Raw genomic sequence first — 26376 nt, 5'->3', positions numbered from 1 at the left:
CGGCGCGCGCCGCTTCGGAGATTTTTAATCGTCCCGGTGTTGGATCATCTTCAACACGAACGGGAGAAGTTGCGCGTGGCCACGAACGGTTCCTTCACGACGATCCGCGCCGGGGCCGCAGCCCTCGCGGCGACCCTGGTGCTCGGGGCCGTCGCCCCGGCCACCGCCCGCGACCAGACCGGCGCGATCATCGGCGGCCTCGCGGCCGGCGTGGTCGGCGGCGTGGTCGGTGGCGCCCTGGTGAACGGCGCCAACCAGCCGCCGCCCCCGCCGCCGGAATATCGCCCGCGCCGCGTCCTGGTCGAGGAGCCCGAGACCGTCGTGGTCCGCGAGCGCCGCGGCCCGATCTGCCACTACGAGCGCCGCAAGGAGTGGCTCGGCGACGGCGAGTTCACCTACCGCCGCGTCGAAGTCTGCGAGTAATCTGTTCGGGTCGTCTCGTCGGCGCCGCGTCCCCCCGGGGCGCGGCGTTCGTCATTTCACCACCAGCCAATCCTCGACCACGAGGGCGTCGAGGCCGGTCGTGTAGAACATCAGGATCGCGTCCTCCGCGCTGTCGAGGATCGGCTTGCCCATAACGTTGAAGCTGGTGTTGAGCAGGATCGGCACCCCGGTGATGTCCGCGAAGGCGCGGATCAGGGCCGCGTAGGCCGGATTGCGTTGAGGGGTAACGCTCTGGAGCCGGCCGGTCCCGTCCTGGTGGACCACCGCCGGCACCCGGGCGCGGACGTGCTCACGCCAGACGAGGGTGCGCTCCATGTACGGGCTGTCGGCATAGCCTTCGAACCAGTCCGGTCCGGCCTCGGCCAGGATCGAGGGCGCGAAGGGCCGGAACGCCTCGCGGTACTTCACCTTGGCGTTGAGTGCGTCCTTGGCGCCCTCCGGCCGCGGATCGGCCAGGATCGAGCGGTTGCCGAGCGCCCGGGGCCCGAACTCGGCCCGGCCCTGCACCCAGCCGACGAGACCACCCGCAGCCAGGATCTCTGCGGCCGCGCGCGTCGCCGCGTCGTGGCCGACGCGCCTGGCGCGCGGCTCCTGCTCGGCCAGCCGCTCCATGGCGGTGGTGGAGACCCGGGCGCCGAGATAGGGCGTCAGCGGGCGCTGCCCGGGGGGCGGCCCGGCCCAGTCCGGATGGTCCTCCGCGTAGGCGAGCCAGGCGGCGCCCACGGCGTTGCCGTCATCGGCCGGGGCGGAGGGAACGTGCAGCCGGGTGAAGCCGGAGCGGTCGAGCACCCGGCCGTTATAGGAAGAGTTGAGCCCGCAGCCGCCGGCGATCACGAGGTTGTCGGCGGGGGCGAGGGTGGCCGCCTCAGCCACCAGCACATCCATCAAGGTCGCAAACAGATCCTGGCCGCAGCGGGCGAGGTCGGCCCAGCCGGTCTCCAGGGCGTCCGCCGGGCGGCGCGCCCGGATCTCCGCGGCGACCGCCTGGATCGTCGCGGCCTCGGCGAAGCGCAGGCGCCCGCCCTCGATGGTGCAGAGCCGGGCCAGGAGGGCGGCGAGCTCCGGATCGGGGCGTCCGTAGGGCGCCAGCCCCATGATCTTCCATTCCTCGCCCTTCACCTGGTCGAAGCCGGCGAGATCGGTGATCAGCCCGTACAGGAAGCCGAGCGACCCGCGCCCGCGATGGCGGCGCAGCTCCGTGATCCGACCGTCCTGCAACCGGTAGATCGCGGCCGCGCCGGTCTCGCCCATGCCGTCGACCACCAGGGCGGTGGCCGCGTCGAACGGGCTGCCCCACAGCCCGTAGGCGGCGTGGCAGAGATGGTGCGGGTAGCGCCGCTGCCCGGCGATCGTCGCGCGCGGCGTCCCGGTGGCCCGCGCCCCCTGGTTGAGGGCCAGCAGGGTGCCGTGACCGACGCGCTCCTGCGCGCCGTGGAGGTCGGCGATGAACACCCGCTCGGCCTGCTCGGGCACGAAGGAGCGGTTGAGCGCCGTGCTGTGGGCGGCAAGCGCCATCAGGTCGAAGGCGCCGGTTCCGGCCTGCCCGCGCAGGAAGTCGGTGAATTGCGCCCCCCAGGAGGAGGCGACCACGATCTCCGAGCCGGCCGGCACGTATTCCTGCACCAGGGCGATCACCCGGGCCGGGATGTCGGGCTCGCAGTTCGGGGCGCGCTTGTACTGGAGGAACCGCTCCGTGGCCTCGGCGAACAGCACCGTGCCGTCGGGCCCGACGAGGGCGAGCGCCGGATCGTGGAAGGTGGTGGCGAGGCCGAGATAGAACCGCATGGAGAGGCGGGTAGCGCATTTTCGCGCGCAACGGAGCCCGGGGCGGCGCCTAGCGGGTGGTCGCGGGGCGCCGCACCAGCAGGAGGATCGCCGCCCCCGCGAGCCCCGACAGGGCCGAGCCGCCCAGCACGCCGAGCTTCACGGCGGTCTCATGCTGCGGGTCCGCGAAGGCGAGGCCGCCGATGAACAGGCTCATGGTGAAGCCGATGCCGCACAGGACCGCGACGCCGTAGACCTGCCCCCAGCCGGCCCCAGCCGGGCGCTGCGCCAGCCCGAGCGCGACGGCGAGCCGCACGCTGGCGAACACCCCGGCCTGCTTGCCCAGGAACAGCCCCGCGGCGATGCCGAGCGTCACGGGCTCCAGGAAGGCGTCGCGCGTCAGCCCGGTCAGGTCGACGCCGGCATTGGCGAAGCCGAAGACGGGAACCACGAGGTAGGCGATCCAGGGCGCCAGACCGTGCTCGAGCCGGTGGAGCGGCGAATCGGCGGCCTCCGGTCGGCCGGGACTCACCCGGATCGGGATTGTGAAGGCCAGCAGCACTCCCGCCACCGTGGCGTGGATCCCGGAGCGCAGCACCAGCACCCACAGGACGAGGCCGAGCAGCAGATAGGCCGACAGCCAGGTCACGCCCGCCCGGTTGAGGCCGTAGAGGACGGCCAGCACCAGCCCGGCCAGCCCCAGCATCCCGGCATCGAGGCCCGAGCCGTAGAACAGCGCGATCACCACCACGGCGCCGAGATCGTCGACGATGGCCACGGCGCTCAGGAAGATCTTCAGCGAGACCGGCACCCGCTTGCCGAGCAGCGCCAGGACGCCGAGCGCGAAGGCGATGTCGGTGGCCGCCGGGATCGCCCAGCCGCGCAGGGTCCCGGCGCCGAGATTGGCCGCCGCGTAGACCAGGGCGGGCACCGCCATGCCGCCCAAGGCCGCGATGCCGGGCAGCACCCGGTCCGGCCAGGTGCGCAGCCGCCCGTCGAGCGCCTCGCGCTTGATCTCCAGCCCGACCAGCAGGAAGAAGCCGGCCATCAGGCCATCGTTGATCCAGTGCTGCACGCTCATCGGCCCGAGCGCGGCGTGGAGCCCGTGCGCGTAGGTCTCGGCGAACGGCCCGTTGGCGACCACGAGGGCCAGCACCGCCGCGGCCATCAGGATCAACCCGCCCGCCGCCTCGCTCGCCAGCATCGTGCGGATGGCCGAGAGCGGGCGCCGGCCCCGATCCTGCGGGGCGCGGCCGGGAATCGGAGGCGGCTTCATCGCCGGCAGGCTTGGCTTGGTTTGGGGGCGGGGGCAAGGGTGCAGCTTGCGCCTTGCATCGCGGGGCGGCCGTCCCGTATCGTCACACCATGTCAGACCGGCTGCTCTCGCTGGTGGTCGACAGCCGTTCCCCTGCGGATCGGGCCCCGACTGGGACCGCCTTCCGGGAACTCGACCGCGTTCGGACCCTCGCCGAGGTGATCGGTGAGGACGGTGAGCGCGTGCCCGCGGGCAGCACCGGGACGATCGTCGCTGTTTGGGGCGCGGGCGCCGCCTTCGATGTCGAGTTCACGCGGCCGGTCGAGGCGCTCGCCGCCATCGCGCCCGAGTCCCTGGTCCTCGTGGAGCGCGCCGGCGCTTGATCGGCCCGGTCGGCTACCCGGCACAGTTCCGGGTCGATGACGACAAGGTGCGGCGCTACCTGCTCGATCCGGATCACGAGGATGGCGGGCCGAAATGCGCCTTCCTGCTGAGCCTCGGCTTCGCGATCGACGATCCGATAACGCTGATGACGGCCCTTGTCGGCCACCCGACGCCGTCCACACTCACGAGAGCCTATCCGGTGCCGTACGGCCTTCGGTACCACTTCGAAGGGCCGATGCCTTGTCCCAATGGAACCGCGGCGAACATTCGGACCGTCTGGCAGGTCGATGACCAGCCCGGGCTGCATCCGGCGCGGTTCATTACCCTAAAGCCGCTCCGGAAAGCGCCGCGCGATCCGTAACGCGCCGTCCCCTCACGACACCTTTCCCAAAACCGCGCGGATCAACCCCAGCCCGTCCGGGCTCGACCAGGCGGCCGGGCCCTTCATCACGCCGATCGTGCAGCCCTGCGCGTCGATCAGCATCGTGGTCGGCAGGCCGGGGGATTGGGTGTCGCGCTGGATCGCGGGCAGCACGCGCCCGCCCGGATCGGCGTAGAACGGCAGGGCGTGGATGCCCGCCTGCTTGAGCCATTCCGGCGGCTTGTCGAGGTTGCGGGTGTCGACGTTGATCGCCACGACGGCGAAATCCGGCCCGCCGAGTTCCGTCTGGAGGCGGTCGAGCGCCGGCATCTCGGCCTTGCAGGGGGCGCACCAGGTCGCCCAGAGATTGACCAGCAGCAGCCGGCCCTTGAGGTCGGAGAGCCCGGTCTCGGCGCCGTCCGGCCCCTTGAACCGGATCTCCGGCGCGGGCCGCGCCTGTTTCAGCGCCTGCATGCCCGCGACCTCGCCCTTGGCGGCGGCGTCGACCCGGGCGAGTGCGGGCGTCGCGCCCGCGCAGGGCTGGAGCGCCCCGCCCGTGTTGCCGGGCAGGAGACCGCTCCCGTATAGGGCGGTCCCGAGGACGGCGAGCGCGGCGAGGCCCGCGCCGGCCATCAGAGTGGTGCGGCCGGGCATCAGGTTTGCCTGCCGGGACGTTCAGGGCGCGGAAGGATCGACATGAGCAACCGGATGTGGGGCGGCCGCTTTGCCAGCGGCCCGGCGGAGATCATGGAGGAGATCAACGCCTCCATCGGATTCGACAAGCGCCTCGCGCCCCAGGATATCCGCGGCTCGCTGGCGCATGTGGCGATGCTCGGCGCGGCCGGCATCCTTCCGGCAGAGGATGTGGCCGCGATCGAGGCCGGGCTCAAGTCCGTGCGCGACGAGATCGAGGCCGGGCGCTTCGTCTTCAAGCGCGAGCTCGAGGACATCCACATGTCGGTGGAGAGCCGGCTCACGGAAATCGTCGGGCCGGCCGCCGGGCGCCTGCACACCGCCCGCTCGCGCAACGATCAGGTCGCCACCGACATGAAGCTCTGGGTGCGCGACACCCTCGATTCCCTCGACCAGCAGGCCGCCGACCTGCAGCGGGCCCTGGCCGAGACCGCGCTCAAGCATGCCGGCACGGTGATGCCCGGCTTCACCCATCTCCAGTCGGCCCAGCCGGTCACATTCGGCCACCATTGCCTGGCCTATGTCGAGATGCTGGCCCGGGACCGCGGCCGGTTCCGCGACGCCCGCGCCCGGCTCAACGAGTGCCCGCTCGGCGCCGCGGCCTTGGCCGGCACCTCCTTCCCGATCGACCGCCACGCCACTGCGGCGGCGCTCGGCTTCGACCGGCCGACCGCGAACTCCCTGGATTCGGTGGCCGACCGCGACTTCGCTCTGGAATCGCTCGCCGCCGCCTCGATCTGCGCCGTGCATCTCTCGCGCTTCGCCGAGGAGCTGGTGGTCTGGACCTCGGCGCAGTTCAACTTCGTCAAGCTGTCGGACGGCTACACCACCGGCTCGTCGATCATGCCGCAGAAGCGCAACCCCGACGCGGCCGAGCTGGTGCGGGCCAAGTCCGGCCGGATCATCGGCGCGCTCACCGGACTGCTGGTGGTGATGAAGGGGCTGCCGCTCGCCTATTCCAAGGACATGCAGGAGGACAAGGAGGGCACGTTCGACGCCCTCCAGGCTCTGTCCCTGTGCCTGGCCGCCATGACCGGCATGGTGAAGGACCTCGAGCCCAACGCCGAGGTGCTCAGCCAGGCCGCCGGCTCCGGCTACGCCACCGCCACCGATCTCGCCGACTGGCTGGTGCGCGAGCTCGGCCTGCCGTTCCGCCAGGCCCACCACGTCACCGGCCGTCTGGTCGGCGCCGCCTCGGCCAAGGGCGTCGGGCTGGAGGCGCTGTCCTTGCCCGAGATGCAGGAGGCCGAGCCGCGCATCACCGACGCGGTCTACGCCGTGCTCGGGGTCGAGAACTCGGTGGCCAGCCGCACCAGCTATGGCGGCACCGCGCCGGACAATGTCCGGGCGCAGGCGCAAGGGTGGATCGAGCGGCTCGGCTGAGCGCGGCGACCGCCCGGCCGGCCTTCAGGCCCGCGCGCCGGGCCGGGTGACCAGGGCTCCCAGTCCGGTCCGGCGGGCCGGGCCGGTCTCGACGGGCGGGTTGGGCGGGATCGTCGGAACGGTCGTCTCCGCATCGGCCGGTGGGCTGCGCAGCACCCGCGCCATCGCCTGTTTCAGCGCCACGGCCTCGTCCAGCAGTTCGTGTGCGTGGGCCTCGACCGAATCGTCGCCGTGGTCGTCCGGCTCGTGCCGCAGCAGCGCGCCGGGATAGGCTTCATCCTCCGGCAGGGTGCGGGACGGGTCGAGCTCGTCGGTTGTCGGATCGGGGGATGCCGCGCTCGGATCATCCGCCGCATCGCTGGGGGCTTCGGCCATGCCCGGCTCGTCCGCGCGCGCGCCGGCAGCGGGTTCCGGCCGCTCGGAGCTCGGCGCATCCGACTCGAGTGCCGCGCCGGGATCGATCCCCGCCGCGACCTCGGTGAGGCTGGCTTCCATGAGACCCGGCTCACCGCCGGCGGCGGCATAGTCCCGGGCGGCATCAGCGATCTCATGGGCGACCTGGGCCAGATCCTGGACGATCCGGGCCGCCGCCTTCCTGTCCCCGGAGGCCTCCGCCGCCATGGCTTCGGCCTTGAGCCGCCGGAGCTTCCGCTCGGCTTCCTGGAGAGCGAAGGCGGCGCGGTCCCGCTGGCTGGTCCGGGCCGAGGCCAGGGTGGTCAGGACGCTGCTGATCTGGGACAGTTTGGCGTAGCCCAGCCGCTCCGGAGGCGGCAGCACCGCCTCTTCATCCGGCTGTGCGTCGGCCCCGCCCTCCTGCGCACTTCCGCCCGCTGTCCCGCGGGCGTCGGCCGCGACGCCCGGGACCGTCACCTTGTGTGCGACCGGGCGCTGAGGCCCTTCTGGTGCCGCCACCCGGTTCACGGATCCAACCATGGCCACCTGCCGCGCGGAACTGTCGTTCGCCGACGGATTCGGACGATGCCGACAGGAAATACATAGGTTGTGCTTGCGGCCTTGGCAAATTCAACTCTTGGTTTATGGGTCCGGTCGTGGAATCTGACCGCCAATGTTTCGGAAAGCTTCTCCACCGGCTGTGCATTCCACAAATGTCGGCATCGCCGCCTCTCGCCTCGATGCCCGAGCGGCCTCGATCGGTTGCCGCAGCGCGTTCTCAGGCCGCCATCGGCCCCCTGGTCACAGATTCCGAGACCTGGCATCAATCGTCCATGACCTTGTCGATTCACCGCGCGAGCGCTGCGATCCGCAGCCGAATTCACGACCCGGCCTGATCCGTCAGGCCGGGTCTGCCCGCCCGTGAACGTCTCGGCGCCCGATGCGCCGTCCCCAAGGTCGAACCCCATGCCTGCCCAGGAACCGACGCTGCATCTCGTCTGCGGCAAGATCGCCGCCGGAAAATCGACGCTGACCGCCAGCCTCGGCGCGACGCCCGGCACCATCGTGGTGGCCGAGGATCGCTGGCTCGCGCGGCTCTATCCCAACGAACAGGCCGACCTGGCCGACTACGTGCGGCATTCGACCCGCCTGCGGAGCGTGATCGGGCCGCACGTGGTGGACCTGCTCCGCGCCGGGCTCTCGGTGGTGTTGGATTTCCCCGCCAATACCGTCGCCAGCCGGGCCTGGATGCGCACGCTGTTCGAGGAAGCGGGCGTCGCCCATCGGCTCCACTACCTCGACGTCGCCGATGACGTGTGCAGGGCCCGCCTACGGGCGCGGAATGCGTCCGGAACGCACGATTTCACGGTCACGGATGCGCAATTCGACCTCTTCACCCGATACTTCGTGGCGCCGAGCCCGGAGGAGGGATTTCAGGTGATCGTTCATCGCCCGTAGCGCGCGTCGAAGACTCGGGGGGCCAGCCGAACCGGAACGGTCAGGTCGGCATGCGCCGGCCTGCCAGCGCCGCGCTGTGTGGATCACGACGCTGTCCCGGCCCGTAACCGGCTCCAGTGCGTACGCGACGATGTAAGGCAACCGGACAAGGGACTTCTCGAAGGTGCCGGGTCCGGTCGACCCGTTGCCGTCTCACCGAGAGCCGCGCCGGCGTCCCGATTGCGCTCTGCGACCTGTCGCGACCGCTGGATTATCCCGGGCGATGAAGGCGATCTGTTCCTTGATGTCGTCCAGCGCCGAGCGACACCAGAAAACCGGCCGCCTCACACGTCGCCATCACGGGCGGCCTCCGCCGCATCGATGACGGCGTGGATTCGGCCATCGCATCGTCGTGCGGCACGACGTGTCCGAGTCTGGCATCCGCCAGGCCGCGCTTGATGCCATCGAGACTTTGCAGTTCGCGCTCGACGTAGGCGGATACGGCCTCAGCAGCGAGAAACGATGTACTGCGCCGGGTGTCGATCGCGATGCGTTCGAGCGTCGACTTGATTTCGGGCGAAACCCGAATCGTCGTGGCCGTGCTCGCAGGCATCGCGAAACTCGTGCGCTGATCGATGCGCAGCCTTACACGGGGGCGGTGCGTTACAAGGCAGGTGCATCCGACCGCGACAGCGGGGCCGGGCAGGCTTCGACACAGGCCCAGCTACCCACACCAACCCACAGGCCCGGCACGAATTTGTGCATCGCAACCATCGGGGGGCCTGCGCGTTCACCGTCTGGCTAAGTCCGGCCCGTTAGAAGCTCGGCTGTGTGGATCGGAGATCGCATGATGCCTGTCGAGAGTTGGCTGAAGCCAGAAGACGTGCCCGAACTCGCGGCACGGGCAACCGCCATGATCGATGCTGCCCTGACTGGTTCCGGCCTGACCCGCGAAACCTACTGGTCGGCCGTCCGCAAGGGCTACAACACCCCCTATAACGACCCGCCTCGCAAGCGCCCGCTGCCGCCGGCCCAGCCGAACGCGGTCGCGTCCAGCGTGGCCACGCCCGAACCCGTCTCGGTCCCGCCGGCGGTGATCGCCGCCCTGGCCGCAGAGGTGCGGGCGGTCTGAACCGCCGCGCCGTCCGGGTTACTCCATCTTGGCCGCCACCGAGCTTGGCTGCCATCTTGCCGACTTTTTGCGCGGGCTTCACTCATCCAGATCCCCGGTTCGGCCCTCTATGGGGCCGCCCGTCGTCAGGAAGTGAAGATGGTCCGCGTCCCCCGCCTGCTCCCGGTCGGAGCCCTCGCCCTGCTCGCCTCCGGTCTCGTCACGGGCCTCGTCGGGGCCACGGTCGGCGCAGCGGCCTTATCGGCGACGGCGGTTCAGGCCCAGCGGGCGGAGCCGGACGGCTTCTCGGATGCTGAGCCGGCGAAGCGCGGGCGCCGGTCGCGTCGCGAACGCGCCCCGCGGGCCGAGAGGAAGGCCGCGACGCCCCCCGGGATGCAGCAGGCCACCCCGGTGGCGATCTTCGGCGACTGGAACGTGTTCGTGAACGGCGATGGCCGCGCCAAGCTCTGCTACGCCATCGCCCAGCCGCAGGCGCGCTCGCCCAAGACCCTCAAGCGCGACACCGCCTACCTGTTCGTGAGCGTGCGCAAGGGCGAGAACGTCCAGAACGAGGTCGCGGTGATGCTGGGCTTCCCGTCGAAGCCCGCGGCCTCCCAGATCAAGCCGGGCTCGGCGGCCGCGCCGACCGACCCGACCCTCAACCTCGGCACCGGACGCTACGGCCTCGTCGTGAAGGACGGCAATGCCTGGCTGCAGAACCCGGCCGAGGAGGCCCGGGTGGTCTCCGAGATGAGCGCGCGCAACCCGAAGCTCGTGATCAAGACCACCTCGCTGCGCGGCAACCCGACGAGCGACGAATACGCGCTCGCCGGGTTCGCGGAGGCGATGAAGCGCACCCGGGACGAGTGCGCCAAGTAACGGCCGGGTCAGGCCCGGCGGCGCCGGATCTCCGCCGCCTGGCCGCCACGGGCGTTCGCACGAGCCCGGGCCGCAGCCCGCTCGCGGGCGGCGCGGGCCGCCTGCTCGGCGTTGCGGAACACGGCGCCGTCGAGGCCGTCGAAATCCCGTGACGACGAGAAGAACCGCACGCCGCGCCCCTCGGGCACGGCGATGCCGGCGGTGACCTCGCCGATCTCGATCACCCGCGGCGGCTCGGCCCGATCCGCCGAAGCCCGGTCGGAGAGCGTGACGTCTTCGGGGGCGAGGTCGTCGGTGAAGGGGTCGGGACGGTTTGTCGGCGGAAGCCCGACATCGAGACTGTGCATGGGACGGAATCCTGCCTTGGCCGGCGCCAGGGCCGTGCCGGAATGCGGGAAGTGCTGCGAAGGGTCGGTGCGGCTCAGGTCTCGCCGATCACGTCGATCGTGCGGGTCTCTAGCCCCTTGATGTGACGAACGCGCTATCGCCGATCGGGCAGCGCGTGCGCCCGGCGGACCTGCCGTGTCGGGCCGGATCGCGGCCCGTTCAGGCTTTGGCGCGCGGGCCCGGTTTCGACGCGAAACCGCGGGCCATGGGCGCGTCATCCGCTCGGAGTCGACAGCGCCGCCAGCAGGTCGGGGCACCGTGCGCATCACGGAGCGGGTGGCGAAAGGAGCCGGTTCGGATCGACATCCAATGTCCTCCAGACTGAAGGACCGCGCGGCGCGTGCGCCGTCGCAGTGCTTTAGCGTTTGATGACGCGGCGCAAGCTACGCTTCTCAAATCACCGCGGCCGAGGGGGCGGGCCAGGACGTCCGCCCCGTTCGGCGAGGGCAAAGATGGGCCCGGGGCGCCGGCCCGTCAACGGAACGCGCTTCCGATTTTCGGCGCCGGCTTGGCAGGAAACCGGTCCCGCCCGGCCGCCTGGGAGACGCGATGGTTCAGGCCCCGGCGATCACCGCGGCGAGGTCCGCGAAATCCGAGAAGACCTGGCCGGCGCCGGCCCGCACCAGGTCGGCCCCCGCCGGGTCGTGGCCCCAATGGCCGCCGCCGGTGAAGCCCGCGACCCGCATGCCGGCGCTCCTCGCCGCGGTGACGCCGGGCACGCTGTCCTCGATCACCAGGCAGGAATCCGGCGCCGCACCCATGCGCGCGGCGGCGAACAGGAACAGGTCGGGGAAGGGTTTGCCCCGGGCGACCTGCGCCGAGGAGAAGACGTTCTCGCCGAACAGCGGCAGCAGCCCGGTCAGGCCCAGGGAATGGCGCAGCCGCACCGGGTCGCTGCTCGACGCGACGCAGGACGGCAGGCCCAGGGCCGAGACCGCCTCCGCGACGCCGCGCATCGCCCGCAGCTCGGCATCGAACAGGGCGAGCGTCTCCGCCTTGACCGCCTCGACGAAGCCCGGGGGTGCGGTGACGCCGTAATCGCGCGCGATGTGTTCCATGATCGACACCATGGAGGTGCCGGTGAAGCGCGCCCGCACGGTCTCGAAATCGATGGCGACGCCGATCCGGTTGAGGCCGGCGGTCAGGCAGGCGAGGCTCAGCGGCTCGCTGTCGACCAGGACGCCGTCGCAATCGAAGATCACCAGGCCGGGCTTCTGGGCGTGCGCGTCCAAGGTCGATGGTCCTCGACGGCCCCGCGCCGCCGGGCGTCCCTGTGGCATGGCCCCCTTGGGGCGGCAACCGCGCCTATGCCGCAGCGCACCTTGTGCGTGCCGCAGGCGACTCCAAGCGCGCTGCAGGCGAGTCCATGCGTGCCGCGGCTTGCACCGGGCGGCCCGGCCCCATACTCCCGGTTCGGGCGCCCGCCCGGGCGCGCAGGCATGGCTCAGAAGATCCCGCGATGTTCCGCTTCCTGGCCCGCGTCCTGGGCTTCCTGCTGATGGCCGGCGGCTTCGTCGCGCTGGTCTATGACGGCGCCCGCTCGATCGCCAACAATGGCCTGCGGGTGACGCCGCTCTCGGACGTGATCGCCACCCTGTCCAAGGACAAGTCCGGCACCCTGCAGGGCAGCCTCGAAGGGGCGGCGCCCTGGCTCTGGCACCTGCTGGGCCTGCCGCTGACCCTCGCCCCGGCCTCGCTGATCGGGCTGGGGCTCGGCGCGGTCCTGCTCTGGCTCGGCCAGCCGGGCCGGGAGCCGATCGGGTTCCTGACGAAGCCCTGAGGGCGCGGCCCTACCGCGCCGCGAGCTGGGCGCGGGCCTCGGCGAGTTCGGCCTTCAGCCGCGCGATCTCGGCGGTGAGGGCGTAGTGTTCGCTCACGTCGATCTGGGACGCGAAGTAGTAGACGACCGTCCCGGTCGCGTCCCGCACCGGCCCGACATAGAGCGCGTTCTGGAAGACCGAGCCGTCCTTGCGGTAGTTGAGCAGGTCGATCTTGATGTCGACTCCCTGCCGGATCGCGGCGCGCAGGCGGTCCACCGCGGCCGCCTCGGTCCCGGGCCCCTGCAGGAAGCGGCAATTGCGCCCGGTCACCTCCAGCCGCGTGTAGCCGGTGAGGTTGAGGAAGGCGTCGTTCGCGAAGACGATCGGGTTGTCGTATTGCCGCGGATCGGTGACGATCGTCGGCATCCGGGTTGCCCGCACGGCCGCGGCGAACGGGTCGCCCCGGTTCGACTCCGCCCGGAGGTTGTCCAGCACGTGGCTCGTAGCGGTCCAGCCCGCGTCCATCCGGCTCAGCCCTTCACGCCTCAACCTGCGGGTCGAGGCCTCGCGCGCTTACAAGCCGGAAATTGCGGCTCCGGTCCAGTGCTCCGGCTGCGATTTGAACGGCGCGGCGGGTTTTCGCGCGGTCTGTACGGTCGGGACGGAAGCCCGAAGCTTTCTCGCCGGGCCGGGCGTGCCCATATTCGGACCACGCCCTGAAGACCCGGAAGGCCAGAGACGATGTTCCCGTTCCGCAAGCGCCCCGAGATGCCGAGCCCCGCCGACGCCCTGCCGGGCCGCCCGAACCCGATCCCGACCGCCGAGACCCATTTCGTCAACGGCAACCAGCTCAAGGGGCCCTATCCCCCGGGGACCGAGACGATCGTGCTCGGGCTCGGCTGCTTCTGGGGCGCCGAGCGCCGGTTCTGGCAATTGCCGAAGGGCGTGTTCGTCACCGCGGTCGGCTATGCCGGGGGCTACACGCCGAACCCGACCTACGAGGAGGTCTGCACCGGCCAGACCGGCCACAACGAGGTCGTGCTGGTGGCCTTCGACCCCGCGGTGCTGCCGCTCGACGCCCTGCTGCGGACCTTCTTCGAGAGCCACAACCCGACCCAGGGCATGCGCCAGGGCAACGATGTCGGCACGCAGTACCGCTCGGGCATCTACACCAACGGCCCGGAGCAGGAGGCCACCGCCAAAACCGTGCGCGCGGCCTATGCCGGGGCGCTGCGGGCGCGCGACTTCCCCGACATCACCACCGAGATCGTGCCGCTGGAGACCTTCTACTTCGCGGAGGCCTACCACCAGCAATACCTCGCCAAGAACCCGGCGGGCTATTGCGGGCTCGGCGGCACCGGGGTGAGCTGCCCGGTCGGGACCGGGATCGCCGCCTGACCCTTACGGGTTGCCGCCCGGCCGCGGTGCCGGCGCCGCGGGCGCGGTGACCGCGGCCGGCTCGGGCTGCGGCGTGCTGCTCCTCGGGCTGCGCAGGACGATGAGCACGCCGCCCACGACCGAGAGGGCGAGGGCGGTGACGAGGATGAGGAAAAGCCAGCGGGGCATCCGGTGGCGTTAGCACGTCGCGCCCGGTTCGGCGAACGATCCGCGCGCCGCGTGTCGGAACGCCTCAGCGCGGGACGAACACGCCCGGGACCACCGTGCCCGTCCGGCCGAACATCGCGTCGGCGCGGGTGCAACTCGCCGGCACGTCCTTCTCGTACACGGCCAGGTAGGACCGGGCCTGCAGCAGCAGGGCATCGCGCTCGAGATCCGCGGGATCGACGCCCATGGCCTGGACGACGCTCTTGAAGCGGTCGCCGTCGGTCCGCAGCGTCTCGCAATGGGTGTTCACGAAGCCGGCCAGCCCGGCGAGCTTGGCCGCCTTGAGGGCATTGGCCGGCGGCTCCGCCGGCGTCTCGCCGAACGCCTGCCCCCCGGCGAGGGTTAGGACGAGCGCCATCGGCATGAGGCTGCGGATCCGCATTCGGTGATGCTCCATCGGGCTACGGCGCCTTCAGCACGGCGCGGCAGGCGGCGGGCAGGGCCGACATGGTCATAGCGGGCTTCGGCTTCGGCGGCACCTTGGGCGGCTTCGGGTGCAGCACCGCGTCCGAGAACCAGTAGCCGAGGTCGTCGCAGCCATCCCCGGCGGCGGGCGCGCCCTGGGGCTGGCAATCGTCCTGGCCGGCCGGGCAGGCGAGCCGGATATGGTAATGGTAATTGTGCCCGTACATCGGGCGCACCTTGGACATCCAGCTCCGGCCCGAGGCCTCCCGGCACAAGGCCTTCTTGATCGCCGCGTTGACGAAGATGCGCTCCACCTCCGGCTGCTCGGCGGTGACCTTGATCAATTGCAGATGGGTCGGCGTCCAGACCTCCGGGTCGATGTCGAGGCGGTCGGGGCGGACCATGTCGGTGGCCGAGGTCTCCTCGCGCTCCGCCCGGCTCATGCGGTGGTCCGGCATCGGGGTCAGCCAGATGTCGGCGTCGATGCCGATCTGGTGTGAGGCGTGGCCGGTGATCATCGGGCCGCCGCGGGGCTGGGCCATGTCGCCGACCAGCAGGCCCGGCCAGCCGACCCGGGCGGCCTTCTGCGATAGGCGCTCGACGAAATCGATCAGGTAGGGCGTGCCCCACATCCGGTTGCGGGACGGGCGCATGACCTGCCAGTTCGGCCCGTCGAGGGGCAGCGCCTGCCCGCCGGAAAAGCAGCCCTTGGCGTAGAAGCCGTAGATATGGGCCGGCCCGCTGGAGGCCCGGGTGACGCGTCCGAACAGCGCCTTGGCCGGGGTCGAGGGCGCATCCGGATGCTCGAGCGGCGGCAGCGGCTTCGGGTTGACGCTGCCGCGGTCCTGGGCGTGCGCCCCCGCGGCGGACAGGATCAGGGCGGCGAGCGCGAGGCGCGCGCGGGGATTCGGGGTGAGACGCGGGATCGGCATGCGGGGAGCTGTTCGTCCGGCTGAGGGGGCGGGCGCAGGCCCGGACCGGAACGTCGCCCACGGCCGGGGCGTTTTTCGGGCAGAGATCGAAACGCCGATCACGACCCGGGAGGCGAGCATGGCGGCCAATCCTCAACCCGCGGCGCGGCAGCCGCGCAGCCTGATCGCCAGCGATCGGGTCATCGGCACGGATGTGCGCCGGCCGGACGGCAGCAAGGTCGGCCGGATCGAGCGGCTGATGCTCGACAAGATCTCCGGCCGGGTCGCCTACGCGGTGATGAGCTTCGGCGGCTTCCTGGGCCTCGGCGAGGAGTTCTACACGCTGCCCTGGTCGGTGCTGCACTTCGAGCCCGAGCAGGACGCCTACGTGCTCGACATCACCGAGGAGCAGCTGCGCGCCGCCCCCGCCCGCACCCCCGAGGGCACCGACCCGGCCGCGGACGGCGCCTGGGAGGAGCAGATCCACCGGTATTACGACGCCGCGCCCTATTGGGGGATCTGAGCCGGCGGCGGTTCAGCCCTCCGAGGGGCCGCACCAGCCGGGCAGGTAGCCGGCCTCCTTGGACTTGGCGAGCGCCATCGCCTTCTCCAGCGCCTCCGAGAAATCGTTCTCGACGCGCTTCTCCTTGATGTTGCGGCGTAGGAAGTCCGCCCAGAGGAACTCGCTGAACGGCGTCGTGTCCTTGGCGAAGCCGCCGGCCCGGCGCAGCTCGCCGGCGAGACTCCGGAACGGGTCGTCGGCCAGGTCGTCGATCGCCTTGGGGATGTCCTTGAAGTCCCGCCGCACGCCCTCGGCATCGTAGGGATAGACCCAGGATTTGTGGTCGCAGACCGTCCAGAACGCGTCCTTCTCCAGATGGTGCAGGTCGGCCAGCACCGTGACCAGCACGCTCTCCACGCCCTCTTCGTGCAGCGCCCGGGCGAGGTGGTGATGGTCGACCACGTAGTGGTTCTTCTTCGGCCCGAGCACGGTCGGGATCATGTGCGCCCCGAGGAACGCCTTCTTCTTCTCGCCGTCGTAGCTGCGCCACCGCCGACGCTTCTCGGCGACCTCCCGGTAGCCCACCGTCATCTGGGTCGGGCGCAGCTCGGTGATCGGGATCGGCTTGAGCAGCGGTTCGCGGTTGGTCATGACTCGAGCGTCCTGCGTGGTTGTGTCGCGCAGATTCCATACCCGGCGCCGGATCGGAAGGCCGACCCGGCCGGATCGTGCTCACGATTTGCCGATTGGCCCGGCCCGCACCGCGTCCAGCACGAACACCCGGATCGCCGAGGACAGGTTCTGGCCGCCCCGGCCGGCATCGATCGCGCCGATCAGCGCCTGGACCGACTGGCCGCGCGCCTCCGCGACCTCCCGGAGCGCCGCCCAGAACGGGTCCTCCAGGGACACGCTGGTGCGATGGCCCGCGATCACCACCGAGCGCTTGCTGAGCCCCGCGCTCACGATGCGCGCGTCATGGGGACGAATCGGGCTCCGGCTCGCCGCGCTCGAGCCGGTGGCCCTCGTGGCGCTCGATCTCCAGGGCCTTGCGCCGCTGCTGCAGGGTCTTGGCCTTCTTCGGACGCCCGAAGGCGATCCGGTTCTCCTCGGCCTTGGCATCCTCGGCCGCGCGGGCCTTGGCCTTGCGGACCTGGCGCAGGTTGATGATCTCGGCCACGGATCGCCTCCCGGCTCTCGGTTGAGGGCGGAGCCCCCGGGATACCAGGGCTCCGCCCTGGACCCGCACAAGGTCCCGGACCTCGTGGATCCGGGATTTTCGCGCAGGTTACTCGGCGCTGGGGGCCAGCATCGTCTCCGGCCGGACCACGCGCTCGAACTCCTCCTCGGTGACGTAGCCGAGGCGCAGCGCCTCCTCCTTGAGGGTGGTGCCGTTCTTGTGCGCGGTCTTGGCGATCTCGGCGGCCTTGTCGTAGCCGATCGAGGGGGCGAGCGCGGTCACCAGCATGAGCGAGCGGCTCATCAGGTCGGCGATCTTGTCCTCGTTGGCCTTGATGCCGACCACGCAATTGTCGGTGAAGCTCACCGCCGCGTCGGCGAGCAGCCGGATCGATTGCAGCACCGCGTTGGCGATCACCGGCTTGAACACGTTCAGCTCGAAATTGCCCTGGGAGCCGGCGAAGCTCACCGTGGTCGCGTTGCCGACCACCTGGCAGCACACCATGGTCAGCGCCTCGCACTGGGTCGGGTTGACCTTGCCGGGCATGATCGAGGAGCCGGGCTCGTTCTCCGGCAGCGACAGCTCGCCGAGGCCCGAGCGCGGGCCGGAGCCGAGCAGGCGGATGTCCTGGGCGATCTTGAACAGGCCGGCGGCCAGCGCCGAGAGCGCGCCCTGCGTGAACACCAGCGCGTCGTGGGTCGCGAGCGCCTCGAACTTGTTGGCGGCGCTGGTGAATTCCAGGCCGGTCAGCGCCGCGACCTTGGCGGCGAACTTGTCCGCAAATTCGGGATGCGCGTTGAGGCCGGTGCCGACCGCGGTGCCGCCCTGGGCGAGCGCCAGCACGCCGGGCAGCGTCGCGGCGACGCGCGAGCCGCCGAGCGCCACCTGGGCGGCGTAGCCGGAGAATTCCTGGCCGAGGGAGACCGGGGTCGCGTCCTGCAGGTGGGTCCGGCCGATCTTGACGATCGATTCGAACGCCTTGGCCTTGGCGTCGAGCGCCGTGTGCAGATGGGTGAGCGCCGGCATCAGCCGGCCGCTGATCTCCCTTGCCACGGCGATGTGCATGGCGGTCGGGAAGGTGTCGTTCGAGGACTGGCCGCGGTTGACGTGGTCGTTCGGGTGGATCGGCGTCTTGCCGCCGCGCTTCCCGCCGAGCGCCTCGTTGGCGAGACTCGCGATCACCTCGTTGGCGTTCATGTTCGACTGGGTGCCCGAGCCGGTCTGCCAGACCACGAGCGGGAATTCCTCGTCGTACTTGCCGGCCACGACCTCGGCGGCGGCGGCCGCGATGGCGTCGGCGAGCTTGGGCTCCAGCGCGCCGAGATCCTTGTTCACCAGGGCGGCGGCCTGCTTCACCAGGCCCAGCGCGTGGACCAGCGGCGCCGGCATGCGCTCGGTGCCGATCTTGAAGTTCTGGATCGAGCGCTGGGTCTGCGCCCCCCAGTACCGGTGGGCCGGGACCTCGATCGGCCCGAAGGTGTCGGACTCGGTGCGGGTGGCGGTTCCGGTCTCGGTGGGCGACATCGTGGCCTCTACGTTTGGTGCAGTGCGGTGCTTACTTAAATGAGGCGCAGGTGAATCGCGATGCCGGTTTTCCCCGGCGCCGGACAAGAGCGGGGCTCTGTTCCCGCCGGACAAGGAGCCGATGAGCGCGACGATCGACCGAACCGCCCGCGATCTGGCCGAGGGGGCGCCCGCCGCCCGGTTCCGCCCGCCCGTGCCCCGTCCGCTGCACGAGCCGCTGGGCCTGTTCGACTTCCTCCGGGCCGCCCGCAAGAACCCGATCACCACCTGGATGGACGTCCACTTCAAGGAGCCGGTGGTAGCCGCCGAGGGCGCCATGGGCCGGATCACCGTGGTCAGCGACCCGGCGCTGATTCGCTACCTCCTGGTCGAGAATGTCGAGGGCTACCGCAAGGACGACCTCCAGCGGCGCGTGCTGGCGCCGGGCCTGGGCAACGGCCTGCTCAGCGCCGAGGGGGACGAGTGGCGGCTCCAGCGCCGGACCCTCGCGCCGATCTTCAACGCCCGCACGGTCCAGGGCTTCTCCGACGCGATGAACGCGGCCGGGGCCAAGCTGGGGCGCCGCCTCGCCCGCCGGGGCGGCAAGCCCGTTGACGTCGCCCTGGAGATGACCCGCGTCACCCTCGACGTGCTGGAGCGGACGATTTTTACCCAGGGGCTACCGGGCGATCCGGACGCTTTGGGCCGCGCGATCACCCGGTTCCTGGAGGCCGTGGGCCCGATCGACCCCCTCGACGTGTTCGGGGTGCCCGATTTCGTGCCCCGCATCGGCCGCCTGCGGGCGCGGCCGGCCGGCCGGTTCTTCGCCGAGGTGGTCGACGAGCTCATCGCCCGGCGCAAGGCGGCGATGGCGCGCGGCGAGGCGCCCCGCGACCTGCTGACCCTGCTGCTCGCCGCCCAGGATCCCGAGACCGGCAACGGCCTCTCCGACCTCGCGGTCAAGGCCAACATCGTGACCTTCATCGCGGCCGGGCACGAGACCACGGCCAATTCCCTGACCTGGGCGCTCTACTGCCTGTCGCAGGATCCCGCCGCGCAGGCCCGGGTCGAGGCCGAGGTGGACGCGGCCGGCGAGGGCGATTTCGCCGTCGAGCGGCTGCCCTACACGCGGGCGGTGATCGAGGAGGCGATGCGCCTGTTCCCGCCGGTGCCGTTCCTGAGCCGGCAGGCGACCCGGGACGACCGGCTCGGCCGGATCAAGGTGCCCCGCGGCTCCCTGGTGATGGTGGCGCCCTGGGTGCTTCACCGCCACCGGACGTTGTGGCAGGACCCGGAGGCGTTCATGCCGGAACGCTTCCTGCCGGAGAGCCGGGACGCGATCCCACGCTTCGCCTACCTGCCCTTCGGCGCCGGCCCGCGGGTCTGCATCGGCCAGAGTTTCTCCATTCAGGAAGCGGTGATCGTGCTGGCCCATGTGGTGCGGGCGGTGCGCTTCCATATGCCGGCGGATCACCCGCCGGTCATGCCGCTCCACCGGGTGACGCTCCGGCCGGAGCACGGCTTGCGCATGGAGGCGGAGCTGCGGGCCCGAGCGGGTTGACGCGGTCCCTGCCGGTTCGCGCCTTGTGGACCGGACGGAGCCTCCCCGATGTCCGATACCGCTGCGCCCGCCACGCTGGACTGCGCCGAGACGGAAACGTTCGTGGCTGAGCAGCGCAAGCTGATCGCGGAGCAGTCGAAGCTTCAGGCCGAGGCCCTGAAGATCGGTCGGGATCGCCTGCTCAGCCCGCGCTCCATCGGCTTCGCCGGCATGGCCGCCGCGGCCGCGTTCTTCGGGGCCGGTGCGGCTTTCGTCAAACTGATCGGCCCGTGACGACCGCCCTTCGAGGCGTTGGGCGGCAGGGATCGTCGAGGCACTGGTGAGCGCCGTCACCGAGCTCGAAACGCCGGCTCGGGCGCATGAAGCCACGCCGACGACGGACCAGGAGCAGGCGCGCCGCGATATTGAGGTGATCTTTCGGAGGGCGATCGAAGCGCCTCGGCGCGCAGGAGCAACCGCATCGCGATCTGCCCGATCAGATGTCGGATGAGGGACGCGAGCGGGAAAGCCCGGCCGTCGTTGGTGAACACATCCGCGGGACGCAGAACGCTGTTCCGATCGCGAGAATGGCCGTGGCGTTGAAGAACGTCGCGGCGAGCTTCACATCTTCGTTGAAGCGTTTCGCGCGATGTGCGCGCTCCGCCGTCGACATGACGGCGGCGCGACAGTCTCGTCCACCGATGAATCCCCGGGCCGACGTTTCGGCCCGGCGCGTTCAGCTCTTCTTCCGGAATGCGTCCAGGCTCACGACCTCGGCGCTGCCCTCCTCGCCGTCCTTCTTGGCGGCGGGGCGGGGGGCCTTCTCGTCCGGCTTCGCGCCGGGCTTGTCGCCCTGGGCGGCCGGCGCCGGCAGGACCTTCGGGGCGGCCGAGCCGATCGTGGCGAGCCCGGAGCCCTTCGGCCGGACCTCGCTCGGCTCGGAGCCGGCCCCGCGCGGGCCGGTCTTGGCCGGGGCGGCGTTGGCCTCCTCGGGCACCTCGCCGGCCTCGGTGAGGTCGAACTTCAGGCCGAACTGCACGGAGGGGTCGAAGAAGCCCGACAGGGCGTCGAACGGCACCAGCAGCCGCTCCGGCACGCCCGAGAAGGACAGGCCGACCTCGAACGTGTGCTCGTTGACGCTGAGATCCCAGAACTGGTGCTGCAGGACGATGGTCATGTCCTGCGGGTACTTCTCGCGCAGGGCCTGCGACATCCGCACGCCGGGCGCCTCCGTCCGGAACGAGACGTAGAAGTGATGGTCCCCCATCAAGCCGTCCCGGGCGGCGTCGGTCAGCACCTTGCGGACCACCCCGCGAAGGGCGTCCTGCACCAGGAGATCGTAGCGAATCAGGTCGTCTGCCATCTGCGGTCGCGCTCTAGCCCGGTCTGCGCCCGGCGCCCCGCCGCGGATGGCCGGACCGAGGAAATGAGTGAAGGCTTCTGGTGCCGGGCGCCTTCCTGCCCCGCCTACGCGATGCTAACCGCGAGGACTTGAGACCGATCTTGGAGACCGCTTACGCGGCCACCGCCACCGGAGCAAAGTTGTCGTTGGCAACTCTTGCAGCGGCCCGATAACGGCGGAACCATGCCGAGCGAAAGATCTACCTTTACGCCTTCGTCGATCCTAGCTTCGCCCCCGCCTGAGACCAGTCCAGCTCCGTCGGCCTTGCGGCCATCGGTCCTGGGCTCAGGTGGAGGCGCCGGGTACCGCCCCCGGGTCCGATAGGTTTATTTCGAAGACCGTTTATCGCCATAGCCGGCCTCGCGACCGGCTCCCAAGATATAGAGGGGATCGGTCCGGTTTTGAAGCCCGATCGTGTCGCGCCACTGTCTCAGGGCGAACCTCTTGATGCGGCTGTTGCCGGAAATGCGCAGTCGCGCGGTTCCGCGCCCGACGGGTCGAGCCGGCTCGACCGGATCTGGGGGGCGACCTGGCGCCTCGGCGCGCTCGTCGCCCTCGTGCTGGTCTATCTCGGCGCCGCGAGCCTGCTGTCCCTCGCCAGCGTCCGGGTCGGCTTCGACCTCTGGGCCGGGATCGACCCGTTCCTGCCGCCGGAGCGGCGCCCGTTCCTCGGCGCGGTGGACCTCGCCCACCGCGCCTTCGCGGTCGACGCCCTGCGCCAGGTCTACCTCGCCGCCCTGGTGCTCGGCGGGGCATGGTGGCGCGACCGGGCCGGCTGGCGTCGGCGCTTGGCGCTCGATCGCGAGCGCCCGAACGGGATGCGCCCGGTCGCGCTGCTGGCGCTCCTCCTGGTCTGGCCGGTGCTGCACATCGCCTGGGTCACCGGCACGGCCGAGTTGTTCGGCGCGAGCTTCGGCCGGAAGGTGACGCTGTCGCCGTTCATGAGCCAGAGCGCGGTCGTGGCCTGGCTGCTCTATCTCGCTGTGCTGGCCCCCGTGGCCGAGGAGCTGCTGCTGCGCGGCGAGGCCTTCGCCCGTGCCCGCGACGCGGTCGGGCCGGTCGGCGCGATCCTGGCCACCGCTGTGATCTTCGCCGCCGCCCATGTCTCGTCCTGGGGGCTCGCCCGGCCGGTCTCTCTGCTGCCCCTGGCGCTGGTGCTCGGCTGGCTGCGCTGGCGCACCGGCCGGCTCTGGCCCGGCATCGCCCTGCATGGCTGGTCGAACCTCGCCCTGGTGACCTACGTGCTCTGGCCGACCTGAGCGCGGGACGACGGTCAGGCCCCTTCGTCACCGGTGATGATGGTGGATAGACTGGTCCTGCGCTTGCCCGCGGCCGCTCTCACGCGCAGGACTATCCGATGGACGCCTATCACAGCCTGCTGCGGCGCATCCTCGACGAGGGCGTGGCCAAGGACGACCGGACCGGGACCGGGACGCTCTCGGTGTTCGGCCACCAGATGCGCTTCGACCTGTCGGCGGGCTTCCCGCTGGTCACCACGAAGCGACTGCATCTCCGCTCGATCATCCACGAGCTGCTCTGGTTCCTGGCGGGCGACACCAACGTCGCCGCCCTGCGGGCCAACGGCGTGACAATCTGGGACGAGTGGGCGGACGAGCACGGCGATCTCGGCCCGGTCTACGGCCGGCAATGGCGCTCCTGGGCCAAGCCCGACGGCGGCAGCGTCGACCAGATCGCCTGGCTGCTCGGCGAGATCCGGCGCAACCCCGATTCCCGTCGCCTGATCGTCTCGGCCTGGAATCCGGCGGATCTCGACCGGATGGCGCTCGCCCCCTGCCACTGCCTGTTCCAGTTCTACGTGAGCGACGGGCGCCTATCCTGCCAGCTCTACCAGCGCTCCGCCGACGCCTTCCTGGGCGTGCCGTTCAACATCGCGAGCTACGCGCTCCTGACCCACATGATCGCCCAGGTGACGGGGCTCGGGGTCGGCGACTTCGTGCACACGTTCGGCGACGCGCATCTCTACCGGAATCACCTGGAGCAGACCCGAACCCTGCTCGCCCGCACCCCACGCCCGCTGCCGCACTTGCGGCTAAACCCGGAGGTCCGCGACCTCTTCGCCTTCCGGTACGCGGACATCGTCATCGAGAATTACGACCCGCACCCGGCCATCTCGGCCCCGGTGGCGGTATGAGCCCCGCCATCGCGCTGGTCGTGGCGGTCGCCCGCAACGGCGTGATCGGCCGCGACAACGGGCTCGCCTGGCACCTGTCCAGCGACCTGAAGCGGTTCAAGGCGCTCACCATGGGCAAGCCGATGCTGATGGGCCGGCGGACCTGGGCCTCGATCGGACGCCCGCTTCCGGGCCGCCGCACCCTGGTGCTCACCCGCGACCGCGGCTTCCACGCCGAGGGCGCCGAGATCGTCCACGACTGGGACGCCGCCGTCGCGGCCGCGGCCGCACCGGAGCTGATGGTGGTGGGCGGGGCCGAGATCTACGCCCTGGCCCTGCCGCATGCCGACCGGCTCCACCTCACCGAGGTCGAGGCGGAGCCGGAGGGCGACGTGCGCTTTCCCGCCTTCGATCGCGCGGCGTTCCGGGAGACGTTCCGCGAGGCGCACCCGGCCGGTCCGCGCGACGAGCACGCCTTCGCGTTCGTCGATTGGGCGCGCATCCGCTGAGGCGCGCCGCCGCGGTTGTCTTCCGGCCTGTGCGTGCCCACCTGCCAGCCTTGACAGCATGGGGCGCACACCCGCAGGTGCCTGTCGGGCATGCGTTCTCATGGGGCTCCGCGCCTCGCGAGAAGAGACGCCCGCGCAGGCGTTTAGCCGCCAAACCAACCCGCCCGCACCGCGAGCGGGCCGGTGGGCGGGACTAGGCGGGTGAGCGTGGCCGTTCAGGCAGGGAGACGCAGCCCGGGGAGCACGCTCAGCGTGCGGACCGGGCGCGGGCAGGCAGGAGACGACGGCTAGGATGCTTTGGAGCAATCAGAGCGGCGGTGGCGGCGGCGGCCCGTGGGGTCGGCCCGGCGGCAACGGCGGCGGCCCGTGGGGTGGCGGCGGCGGCGGCAAGACCCCGCCCAACCTTGAGGACCTGCTCCGGCGCGGGCAGGACCGCCTGCGCGGTCTGATCCCGGGCGGTGGCAACACCGGCGGCGGCTATGGTGGCGGCAGCCCGAGCGGCATCGGCGGCGGACGCAGCGCCGCGGTGATCGCGGCGCTGGCCGTCGCGGTCTGGCTCGCCACCGGCTTCTACACCGTCTATCCGCGGCAGGTCGGCATCGAGACGATCTTCGGCCGCTACGTCGGCACCAAGGGCGAGGGCCTGCGCTACAACTTCCCCTATCCGATCGGCGGCGTGGTCAAGCCGGATGTCGGCTCGCAGAACTCCATCCAGATCGGCTTCCGCGCCGGCCCCGGCGGCCAGGGCCGCAACCGCGATGTTCCGGACGAGAGCCTGATCCTCACCGGTGACGAGAACATCGTCGATCTCGATTTCGAGGTGCAGTGGCGGATCAACCCGCTCAAGGCCTCCGACTTCGTGTTCAACCTCCAGAATCCCGAGGGCACCATCAAGGCGATCTCCGAGAGCGCGATGCGCGAGGTGATCGGCCGCCGCAACATCCAGGCGATCCTGACCAACGAGCAGTCGAGCATCGCCCAGGAGGTCAAGGAGATGGTCCAGAAGGCCCTCGACGAGTACGGCGCCGGCGTGCGCATCGAGGTGGTGCAACTCGTCTCGGTGAACCCGCCGCCGGAAGTCCGGCCGGCCTTCATCGACGTGAACGCCGCCCAGCAGGACGCCGACACGGCGCAGAACGAGGCTAAGACCTACGCCAGCCGTGAGGTGCCGCAGGCAAGAGGCCGGGCGTCGCAGATCTTCCAGCAGGCCGAGGCCTACCGGACGAAGGCGACCGCCGACGCCACCGGCCAGGCCGCGCGCTTCAGCGAGGTCTACGCCTCCTACAAGGCCGCCCCGGCCATCAGCCGCGAGCGGCTCTTCCTGGAGACGATGGAGAAGGTCCTGGGCTCCGTGAACAAGGTGATCATCGACCAGAACGGCGCGCAGCCGGGCTCGGGCACCGCCGCGGCGGGCGTCCTGCCGGTTCTGCCGCTCACCGAGTTCGGCGCCCGCGCCCAGTCCCCGGCCGCCACGGGAGCCGCCCGATGAAACAGGCTCTCCGCACCGGCCTGATCGCCATCGCGGCGATCGTCGCGATCGGGCTCTACGCCTCGATCTTCACCGTCGGCCAGATGCAGCAGGCCCTCGTCCTGCAATTCGGCCGCGTCCGCGCGGTGCTCAACGCCACCGGCGAGGAAAAGCCCGGCCTCTACTTCAAGGTGCCGTTCGTCGAGAACGTCGTGATCTTCGACAAGCGCGTGCTCGACCTCGACCTGCCGGTCCAGACGGTGCTCACCGCCGACCGGCAGAACCTGGAGGTGGACGCCTTCGCGCGCTACCGCATCCTCGATCCGCTGCGCTTCTACCAGGCGGTGGGCAATATCGGGCTCGCCAACCAGCGGCTCGCCAGCTTCACCAATTCCGGCCTGCGCAACGTGCTCGCCCGCTCGACCCGCGACGCCATCGTCAAGACCGAGCGCGGCCAGCTGATGCACCAGATCCAGGAGGACGTGAACCGGCAGGCCAAGGCGCTCGGCATCGAGATCGTCGACCTCCGGATGACCCGGGTCGATCTCCCGGCGCAGAACTCCGCCGCCGTCTACAAGCGGATGAAGACCGAGCGCGAGCGCGAGGCCGCCGACATCCGCGCCAACGGCGACCAGAGCGCCGCCACGATCCGGGCCAAGGCCGACCGCGAGGTCACCGTGATCCTCGCCGAGGCGACCCAGAAATCCGAGCAGCTGCGCGGCCAGGGCGACGCCGAGAAGAACCGGATCCTCGCCGAGGCGTTCAGCAAGGACCCGGACTTCTTCAGCTTCTACCGCTCGATGCAGGCCTACGAGACCGGGCTGAAGGGCTCCGATACGCGGCTGGTCATCAGCCCCAGCTCGGACTTCTTCCGCTACTTCAGCGATCCGCAGGGTCGGGCGACGGCCTCGGCGCCGCGCACGCCACGCGGCCCCACGGACCCGGCCGCCTCGACCGGCGCGACGCGCTGAC

At 71.0% G+C, this 26376-nt stretch carries 34 protein-coding genes and 1 other RNA gene; 17 read left to right on the top strand and 18 right to left on the bottom strand.

Annotation, left to right across the window (positions count from 1 at the left end; genetic code table 11):
* The first annotated feature begins 75 nt into the window (after nucleotides 1–75).
* Nucleotides 76–423 carry a hypothetical protein gene (locus BMZ47_RS09570; protein ID WP_007567643.1) on the top strand — a complete coding sequence of 116 codons (348 nt, stop codon included), beginning with the start codon at nucleotides 76–78 and terminating at the stop codon, nucleotides 421–423.
* 51 nt (nucleotides 424–474) lie between these two features.
* Here BMZ47_RS09570 and BMZ47_RS09565 read toward each other — a convergent pair whose 3' ends face one another.
* Together BMZ47_RS09565 and nhaA are read right to left on the bottom strand one after the other, a co-directional pair.
* On the bottom strand, nucleotides 475–2229 hold the full coding sequence (locus BMZ47_RS09565) for a carbamoyltransferase family protein (protein WP_091861177.1): 1755 nt from the start codon (nucleotides 2227–2229) through the stop codon (nucleotides 475–477).
* 49 nt (nucleotides 2230–2278) lie between these two features.
* Nucleotides 2279–3484, bottom strand: coding sequence for a Na+/H+ antiporter NhaA (gene nhaA, locus BMZ47_RS09560; RefSeq protein ID WP_091861174.1), 1206 nt, complete (start codon nucleotides 3482–3484; stop codon nucleotides 2279–2281).
* Between the two features lie 89 nt (nucleotides 3485–3573).
* Between nhaA and BMZ47_RS09555 the strand changes: the two genes are divergently transcribed.
* Together BMZ47_RS09555 and BMZ47_RS09550 are read left to right on the top strand one after the other, a co-directional pair.
* Entirely contained in the window at nucleotides 3574–3846 is a 273-nt protein-coding gene (locus BMZ47_RS09555) for a DUF4926 domain-containing protein (protein ID WP_244536774.1), read from the top strand.
* Nucleotides 3843–4208, top strand: coding sequence for a DUF6883 domain-containing protein (locus BMZ47_RS09550; RefSeq protein WP_091861171.1), 366 nt, complete (start codon nucleotides 3843–3845; stop codon nucleotides 4206–4208). The genes BMZ47_RS09555 and BMZ47_RS09550 overlap by 4 nt, the downstream gene beginning before the upstream one ends.
* 12 nt (nucleotides 4209–4220) lie before the next feature.
* Here the strand turns inward: BMZ47_RS09550 and tlpA are convergent, their stop codons facing one another.
* A complete protein-coding gene (tlpA, locus tag BMZ47_RS09545) occupies nucleotides 4221–4862 on the bottom strand; it encodes a thiol:disulfide interchange protein TlpA (protein WP_091861167.1) in 642 nt (213 codons plus the stop codon).
* Nucleotides 4863–4904: 42 nt separating this feature from the next.
* Between tlpA and argH the strand changes: the two genes are divergently transcribed.
* Nucleotides 4905–6284 (top strand): argininosuccinate lyase, encoded by a 1380-nt coding sequence (gene argH, locus BMZ47_RS09540; RefSeq protein ID WP_007567633.1) that lies wholly within the window; start codon nucleotides 4905–4907, stop codon nucleotides 6282–6284.
* 24 nt (nucleotides 6285–6308) lie between these two features.
* On the opposite strand, the gene BMZ47_RS09535 is transcribed toward argH, so the two are convergent.
* Nucleotides 6309–7217 carry a hypothetical protein gene (locus tag BMZ47_RS09535; protein WP_139220961.1) on the bottom strand — a complete coding sequence of 303 codons (909 nt, stop codon included), beginning with the start codon at nucleotides 7215–7217 and terminating at the stop codon, nucleotides 6309–6311.
* Between the two features lie 426 nt (nucleotides 7218–7643).
* On the opposite strand from BMZ47_RS09535, the gene BMZ47_RS09530 reads away from it, so the two are divergent.
* Nucleotides 7644–8135 (top strand): P-loop nucleotide/nucleoside kinase family protein, encoded by a 492-nt coding sequence (locus BMZ47_RS09530; RefSeq protein ID WP_091861161.1) that lies wholly within the window; start codon nucleotides 7644–7646, stop codon nucleotides 8133–8135.
* 250 nt (nucleotides 8136–8385) lie between these two features.
* Here BMZ47_RS09530 and BMZ47_RS29300 read toward each other — a convergent pair whose 3' ends face one another.
* Nucleotides 8386–8727 carry a CopG family ribbon-helix-helix protein gene (locus BMZ47_RS29300; protein WP_425285055.1) on the bottom strand — a complete coding sequence of 114 codons (342 nt, stop codon included), beginning with the start codon at nucleotides 8725–8727 and terminating at the stop codon, nucleotides 8386–8388.
* A gap of 237 nt (nucleotides 8728–8964) precedes the next feature.
* Between BMZ47_RS29300 and BMZ47_RS09515 the strand changes: the two genes are divergently transcribed.
* Both BMZ47_RS09515 and BMZ47_RS09510 read left to right on the top strand, forming a co-directional pair.
* Nucleotides 8965–9246, top strand: a complete 282-nt coding sequence (locus BMZ47_RS09515; protein ID WP_050732141.1) for a hypothetical protein — start codon at nucleotides 8965–8967, stop codon at nucleotides 9244–9246.
* Between the two features lie 138 nt (nucleotides 9247–9384).
* Nucleotides 9385–10104, top strand: a complete 720-nt coding sequence (locus tag BMZ47_RS09510) for an invasion associated locus b family protein (RefSeq protein WP_091861158.1) — start codon at nucleotides 9385–9387, stop codon at nucleotides 10102–10104.
* Between the two features lie 8 nt (nucleotides 10105–10112).
* Here the strand turns inward: BMZ47_RS09510 and BMZ47_RS28795 are convergent, their stop codons facing one another.
* Nucleotides 10113–10451: a hypothetical protein gene (locus BMZ47_RS28795; RefSeq protein WP_091861155.1), complete on the bottom strand. Its 339-nt coding sequence runs from the start codon at nucleotides 10449–10451 to the stop codon at nucleotides 10113–10115.
* A 594-nt stretch (nucleotides 10452–11045) separates the two neighbouring features.
* A complete protein-coding gene (locus BMZ47_RS09500; protein WP_091861151.1) occupies nucleotides 11046–11723 on the bottom strand; it encodes an HAD family hydrolase in 678 nt (225 codons plus the stop codon).
* 227 nt (nucleotides 11724–11950) lie between these two features.
* Between BMZ47_RS09500 and BMZ47_RS09495 the strand changes: the two genes are divergently transcribed.
* Nucleotides 11951–12271: a hypothetical protein gene (locus BMZ47_RS09495; RefSeq protein WP_007567618.1), complete on the top strand. Its 321-nt coding sequence runs from the start codon at nucleotides 11951–11953 to the stop codon at nucleotides 12269–12271.
* 10 nt (nucleotides 12272–12281) lie between these two features.
* On the opposite strand, the gene BMZ47_RS09490 is transcribed toward BMZ47_RS09495, so the two are convergent.
* A complete protein-coding gene (locus tag BMZ47_RS09490) occupies nucleotides 12282–12776 on the bottom strand; it encodes a PAS domain-containing protein (RefSeq protein WP_007567616.1) in 495 nt (164 codons plus the stop codon).
* A 216-nt stretch (nucleotides 12777–12992) separates the two neighbouring features.
* Between BMZ47_RS09490 and msrA the strand changes: the two genes are divergently transcribed.
* Nucleotides 12993–13649: a peptide-methionine (S)-S-oxide reductase MsrA gene (msrA, locus tag BMZ47_RS09485; protein ID WP_091861148.1), complete on the top strand. Its 657-nt coding sequence runs from the start codon at nucleotides 12993–12995 to the stop codon at nucleotides 13647–13649.
* A 3-nt stretch (nucleotides 13650–13652) separates the two neighbouring features.
* On the opposite strand, the gene BMZ47_RS28505 is transcribed toward msrA, so the two are convergent.
* The 3 genes from BMZ47_RS28505 to mepA form a co-directional block, all read right to left on the bottom strand.
* Nucleotides 13653–13817: a hypothetical protein gene (locus BMZ47_RS28505; RefSeq protein WP_167369020.1), complete on the bottom strand. Its 165-nt coding sequence runs from the start codon at nucleotides 13815–13817 to the stop codon at nucleotides 13653–13655.
* Nucleotides 13818–13881: 64 nt separating this feature from the next.
* Nucleotides 13882–14238: a hypothetical protein gene (locus tag BMZ47_RS09480; RefSeq protein WP_091861145.1), complete on the bottom strand. Its 357-nt coding sequence runs from the start codon at nucleotides 14236–14238 to the stop codon at nucleotides 13882–13884.
* 19 nt (nucleotides 14239–14257) lie between these two features.
* A complete protein-coding gene (gene mepA / locus BMZ47_RS09475) occupies nucleotides 14258–15193 on the bottom strand; it encodes a penicillin-insensitive murein endopeptidase (protein WP_091861143.1) in 936 nt (311 codons plus the stop codon).
* A 118-nt stretch (nucleotides 15194–15311) separates the two neighbouring features.
* On the opposite strand from mepA, the gene BMZ47_RS09470 reads away from it, so the two are divergent.
* Nucleotides 15312–15695 carry a PRC-barrel domain-containing protein gene (locus tag BMZ47_RS09470; protein ID WP_091861140.1) on the top strand — a complete coding sequence of 128 codons (384 nt, stop codon included), beginning with the start codon at nucleotides 15312–15314 and terminating at the stop codon, nucleotides 15693–15695.
* A gap of 12 nt (nucleotides 15696–15707) precedes the next feature.
* Here the strand turns inward: BMZ47_RS09470 and BMZ47_RS09465 are convergent, their stop codons facing one another.
* From BMZ47_RS09465 to fumC, 4 genes are all read right to left on the bottom strand, one after another.
* Nucleotides 15708–16325 carry a ParB-like protein gene (locus BMZ47_RS09465; RefSeq protein WP_007567608.1) on the bottom strand — a complete coding sequence of 206 codons (618 nt, stop codon included), beginning with the start codon at nucleotides 16323–16325 and terminating at the stop codon, nucleotides 15708–15710.
* An 81-nt stretch (nucleotides 16326–16406) separates the two neighbouring features.
* A complete protein-coding gene (locus BMZ47_RS09460; RefSeq protein ID WP_091861137.1) occupies nucleotides 16407–16637 on the bottom strand; it encodes a ribbon-helix-helix domain-containing protein in 231 nt (76 codons plus the stop codon).
* Between the two features lie 10 nt (nucleotides 16638–16647).
* A complete protein-coding gene (locus tag BMZ47_RS09455) occupies nucleotides 16648–16851 on the bottom strand; it encodes a DUF4169 family protein (RefSeq protein WP_091861135.1) in 204 nt (67 codons plus the stop codon).
* A 108-nt stretch (nucleotides 16852–16959) separates the two neighbouring features.
* Entirely contained in the window at nucleotides 16960–18375 is a 1416-nt protein-coding gene (gene fumC / locus BMZ47_RS09450; RefSeq protein ID WP_091861132.1) for a class II fumarate hydratase, read from the bottom strand.
* Between the two features lie 121 nt (nucleotides 18376–18496).
* On the opposite strand from fumC, the gene BMZ47_RS09445 reads away from it, so the two are divergent.
* Nucleotides 18497–19915, top strand: coding sequence for a cytochrome P450 (locus BMZ47_RS09445; RefSeq protein WP_091861129.1), 1419 nt, complete (start codon nucleotides 18497–18499; stop codon nucleotides 19913–19915).
* Between the two features lie 48 nt (nucleotides 19916–19963).
* A complete protein-coding gene (locus BMZ47_RS09440; RefSeq protein ID WP_091861126.1) occupies nucleotides 19964–20188 on the top strand; it encodes a hypothetical protein in 225 nt (74 codons plus the stop codon).
* Between the two features lie 202 nt (nucleotides 20189–20390).
* Here the strand turns inward: BMZ47_RS09440 and BMZ47_RS28500 are convergent, their stop codons facing one another.
* From BMZ47_RS28500 to ssrA, 3 genes are all read right to left on the bottom strand, one after another.
* Nucleotides 20391–20567, bottom strand: coding sequence for a hypothetical protein (locus tag BMZ47_RS28500; RefSeq protein ID WP_167369019.1), 177 nt, complete (start codon nucleotides 20565–20567; stop codon nucleotides 20391–20393).
* Between the two features lie 63 nt (nucleotides 20568–20630).
* Nucleotides 20631–21257 carry an SspB family protein gene (locus BMZ47_RS09435; RefSeq protein ID WP_007567598.1) on the bottom strand — a complete coding sequence of 209 codons (627 nt, stop codon included), beginning with the start codon at nucleotides 21255–21257 and terminating at the stop codon, nucleotides 20631–20633.
* A 66-nt stretch (nucleotides 21258–21323) separates the two neighbouring features.
* Nucleotides 21324–21706: a transfer-messenger RNA gene (ssrA, locus tag BMZ47_RS09430) on the bottom strand.
* On the opposite strand from ssrA, the gene BMZ47_RS09425 reads away from it, so the two are divergent.
* The 5 genes from BMZ47_RS09425 (at nucleotide 21698) to hflC (ending at nucleotide 26375) form a co-directional block, all read left to right on the top strand.
* Entirely contained in the window at nucleotides 21698–22555 is an 858-nt protein-coding gene (locus tag BMZ47_RS09425; RefSeq protein WP_167369018.1) for a CPBP family intramembrane glutamic endopeptidase, read from the top strand. The two genes, ssrA and BMZ47_RS09425, sit on opposite strands and share 9 nt — an antisense overlap.
* A gap of 98 nt (nucleotides 22556–22653) precedes the next feature.
* Nucleotides 22654–23448 (top strand): thymidylate synthase, encoded by a 795-nt coding sequence (locus tag BMZ47_RS09420; RefSeq protein WP_091861123.1) that lies wholly within the window; start codon nucleotides 22654–22656, stop codon nucleotides 23446–23448.
* Nucleotides 23445–23936, top strand: a complete 492-nt coding sequence (locus BMZ47_RS09415) for a dihydrofolate reductase (protein ID WP_007567595.1) — start codon at nucleotides 23445–23447, stop codon at nucleotides 23934–23936. Before BMZ47_RS09420 ends, BMZ47_RS09415 begins: the two co-directional genes overlap by 4 nt.
* A gap of 292 nt (nucleotides 23937–24228) precedes the next feature.
* Nucleotides 24229–25425 (top strand): FtsH protease activity modulator HflK, encoded by a 1197-nt coding sequence (hflK, locus tag BMZ47_RS09410; protein ID WP_007567594.1) that lies wholly within the window; start codon nucleotides 24229–24231, stop codon nucleotides 25423–25425.
* Nucleotides 25422–26375, top strand: a complete 954-nt coding sequence (gene hflC / locus BMZ47_RS09405; RefSeq protein WP_091861120.1) for a protease modulator HflC — start codon at nucleotides 25422–25424, stop codon at nucleotides 26373–26375. The genes hflK and hflC overlap by 4 nt, the downstream gene beginning before the upstream one ends.
* The last annotated feature ends 1 nt before the right edge of the window (nucleotide 26376 follow it).

It is taken from the genome of Methylobacterium brachiatum, assembly GCF_900113845.1.
In the GTDB taxonomy this organism is placed as follows: Bacteria; Pseudomonadota; Alphaproteobacteria; order Rhizobiales; family Beijerinckiaceae; genus Methylobacterium; species Methylobacterium brachiatum.
Note: the sequence above shows the minus strand (reverse complement) of the source record. Positions and strands in the feature narration are given on the sequence as shown.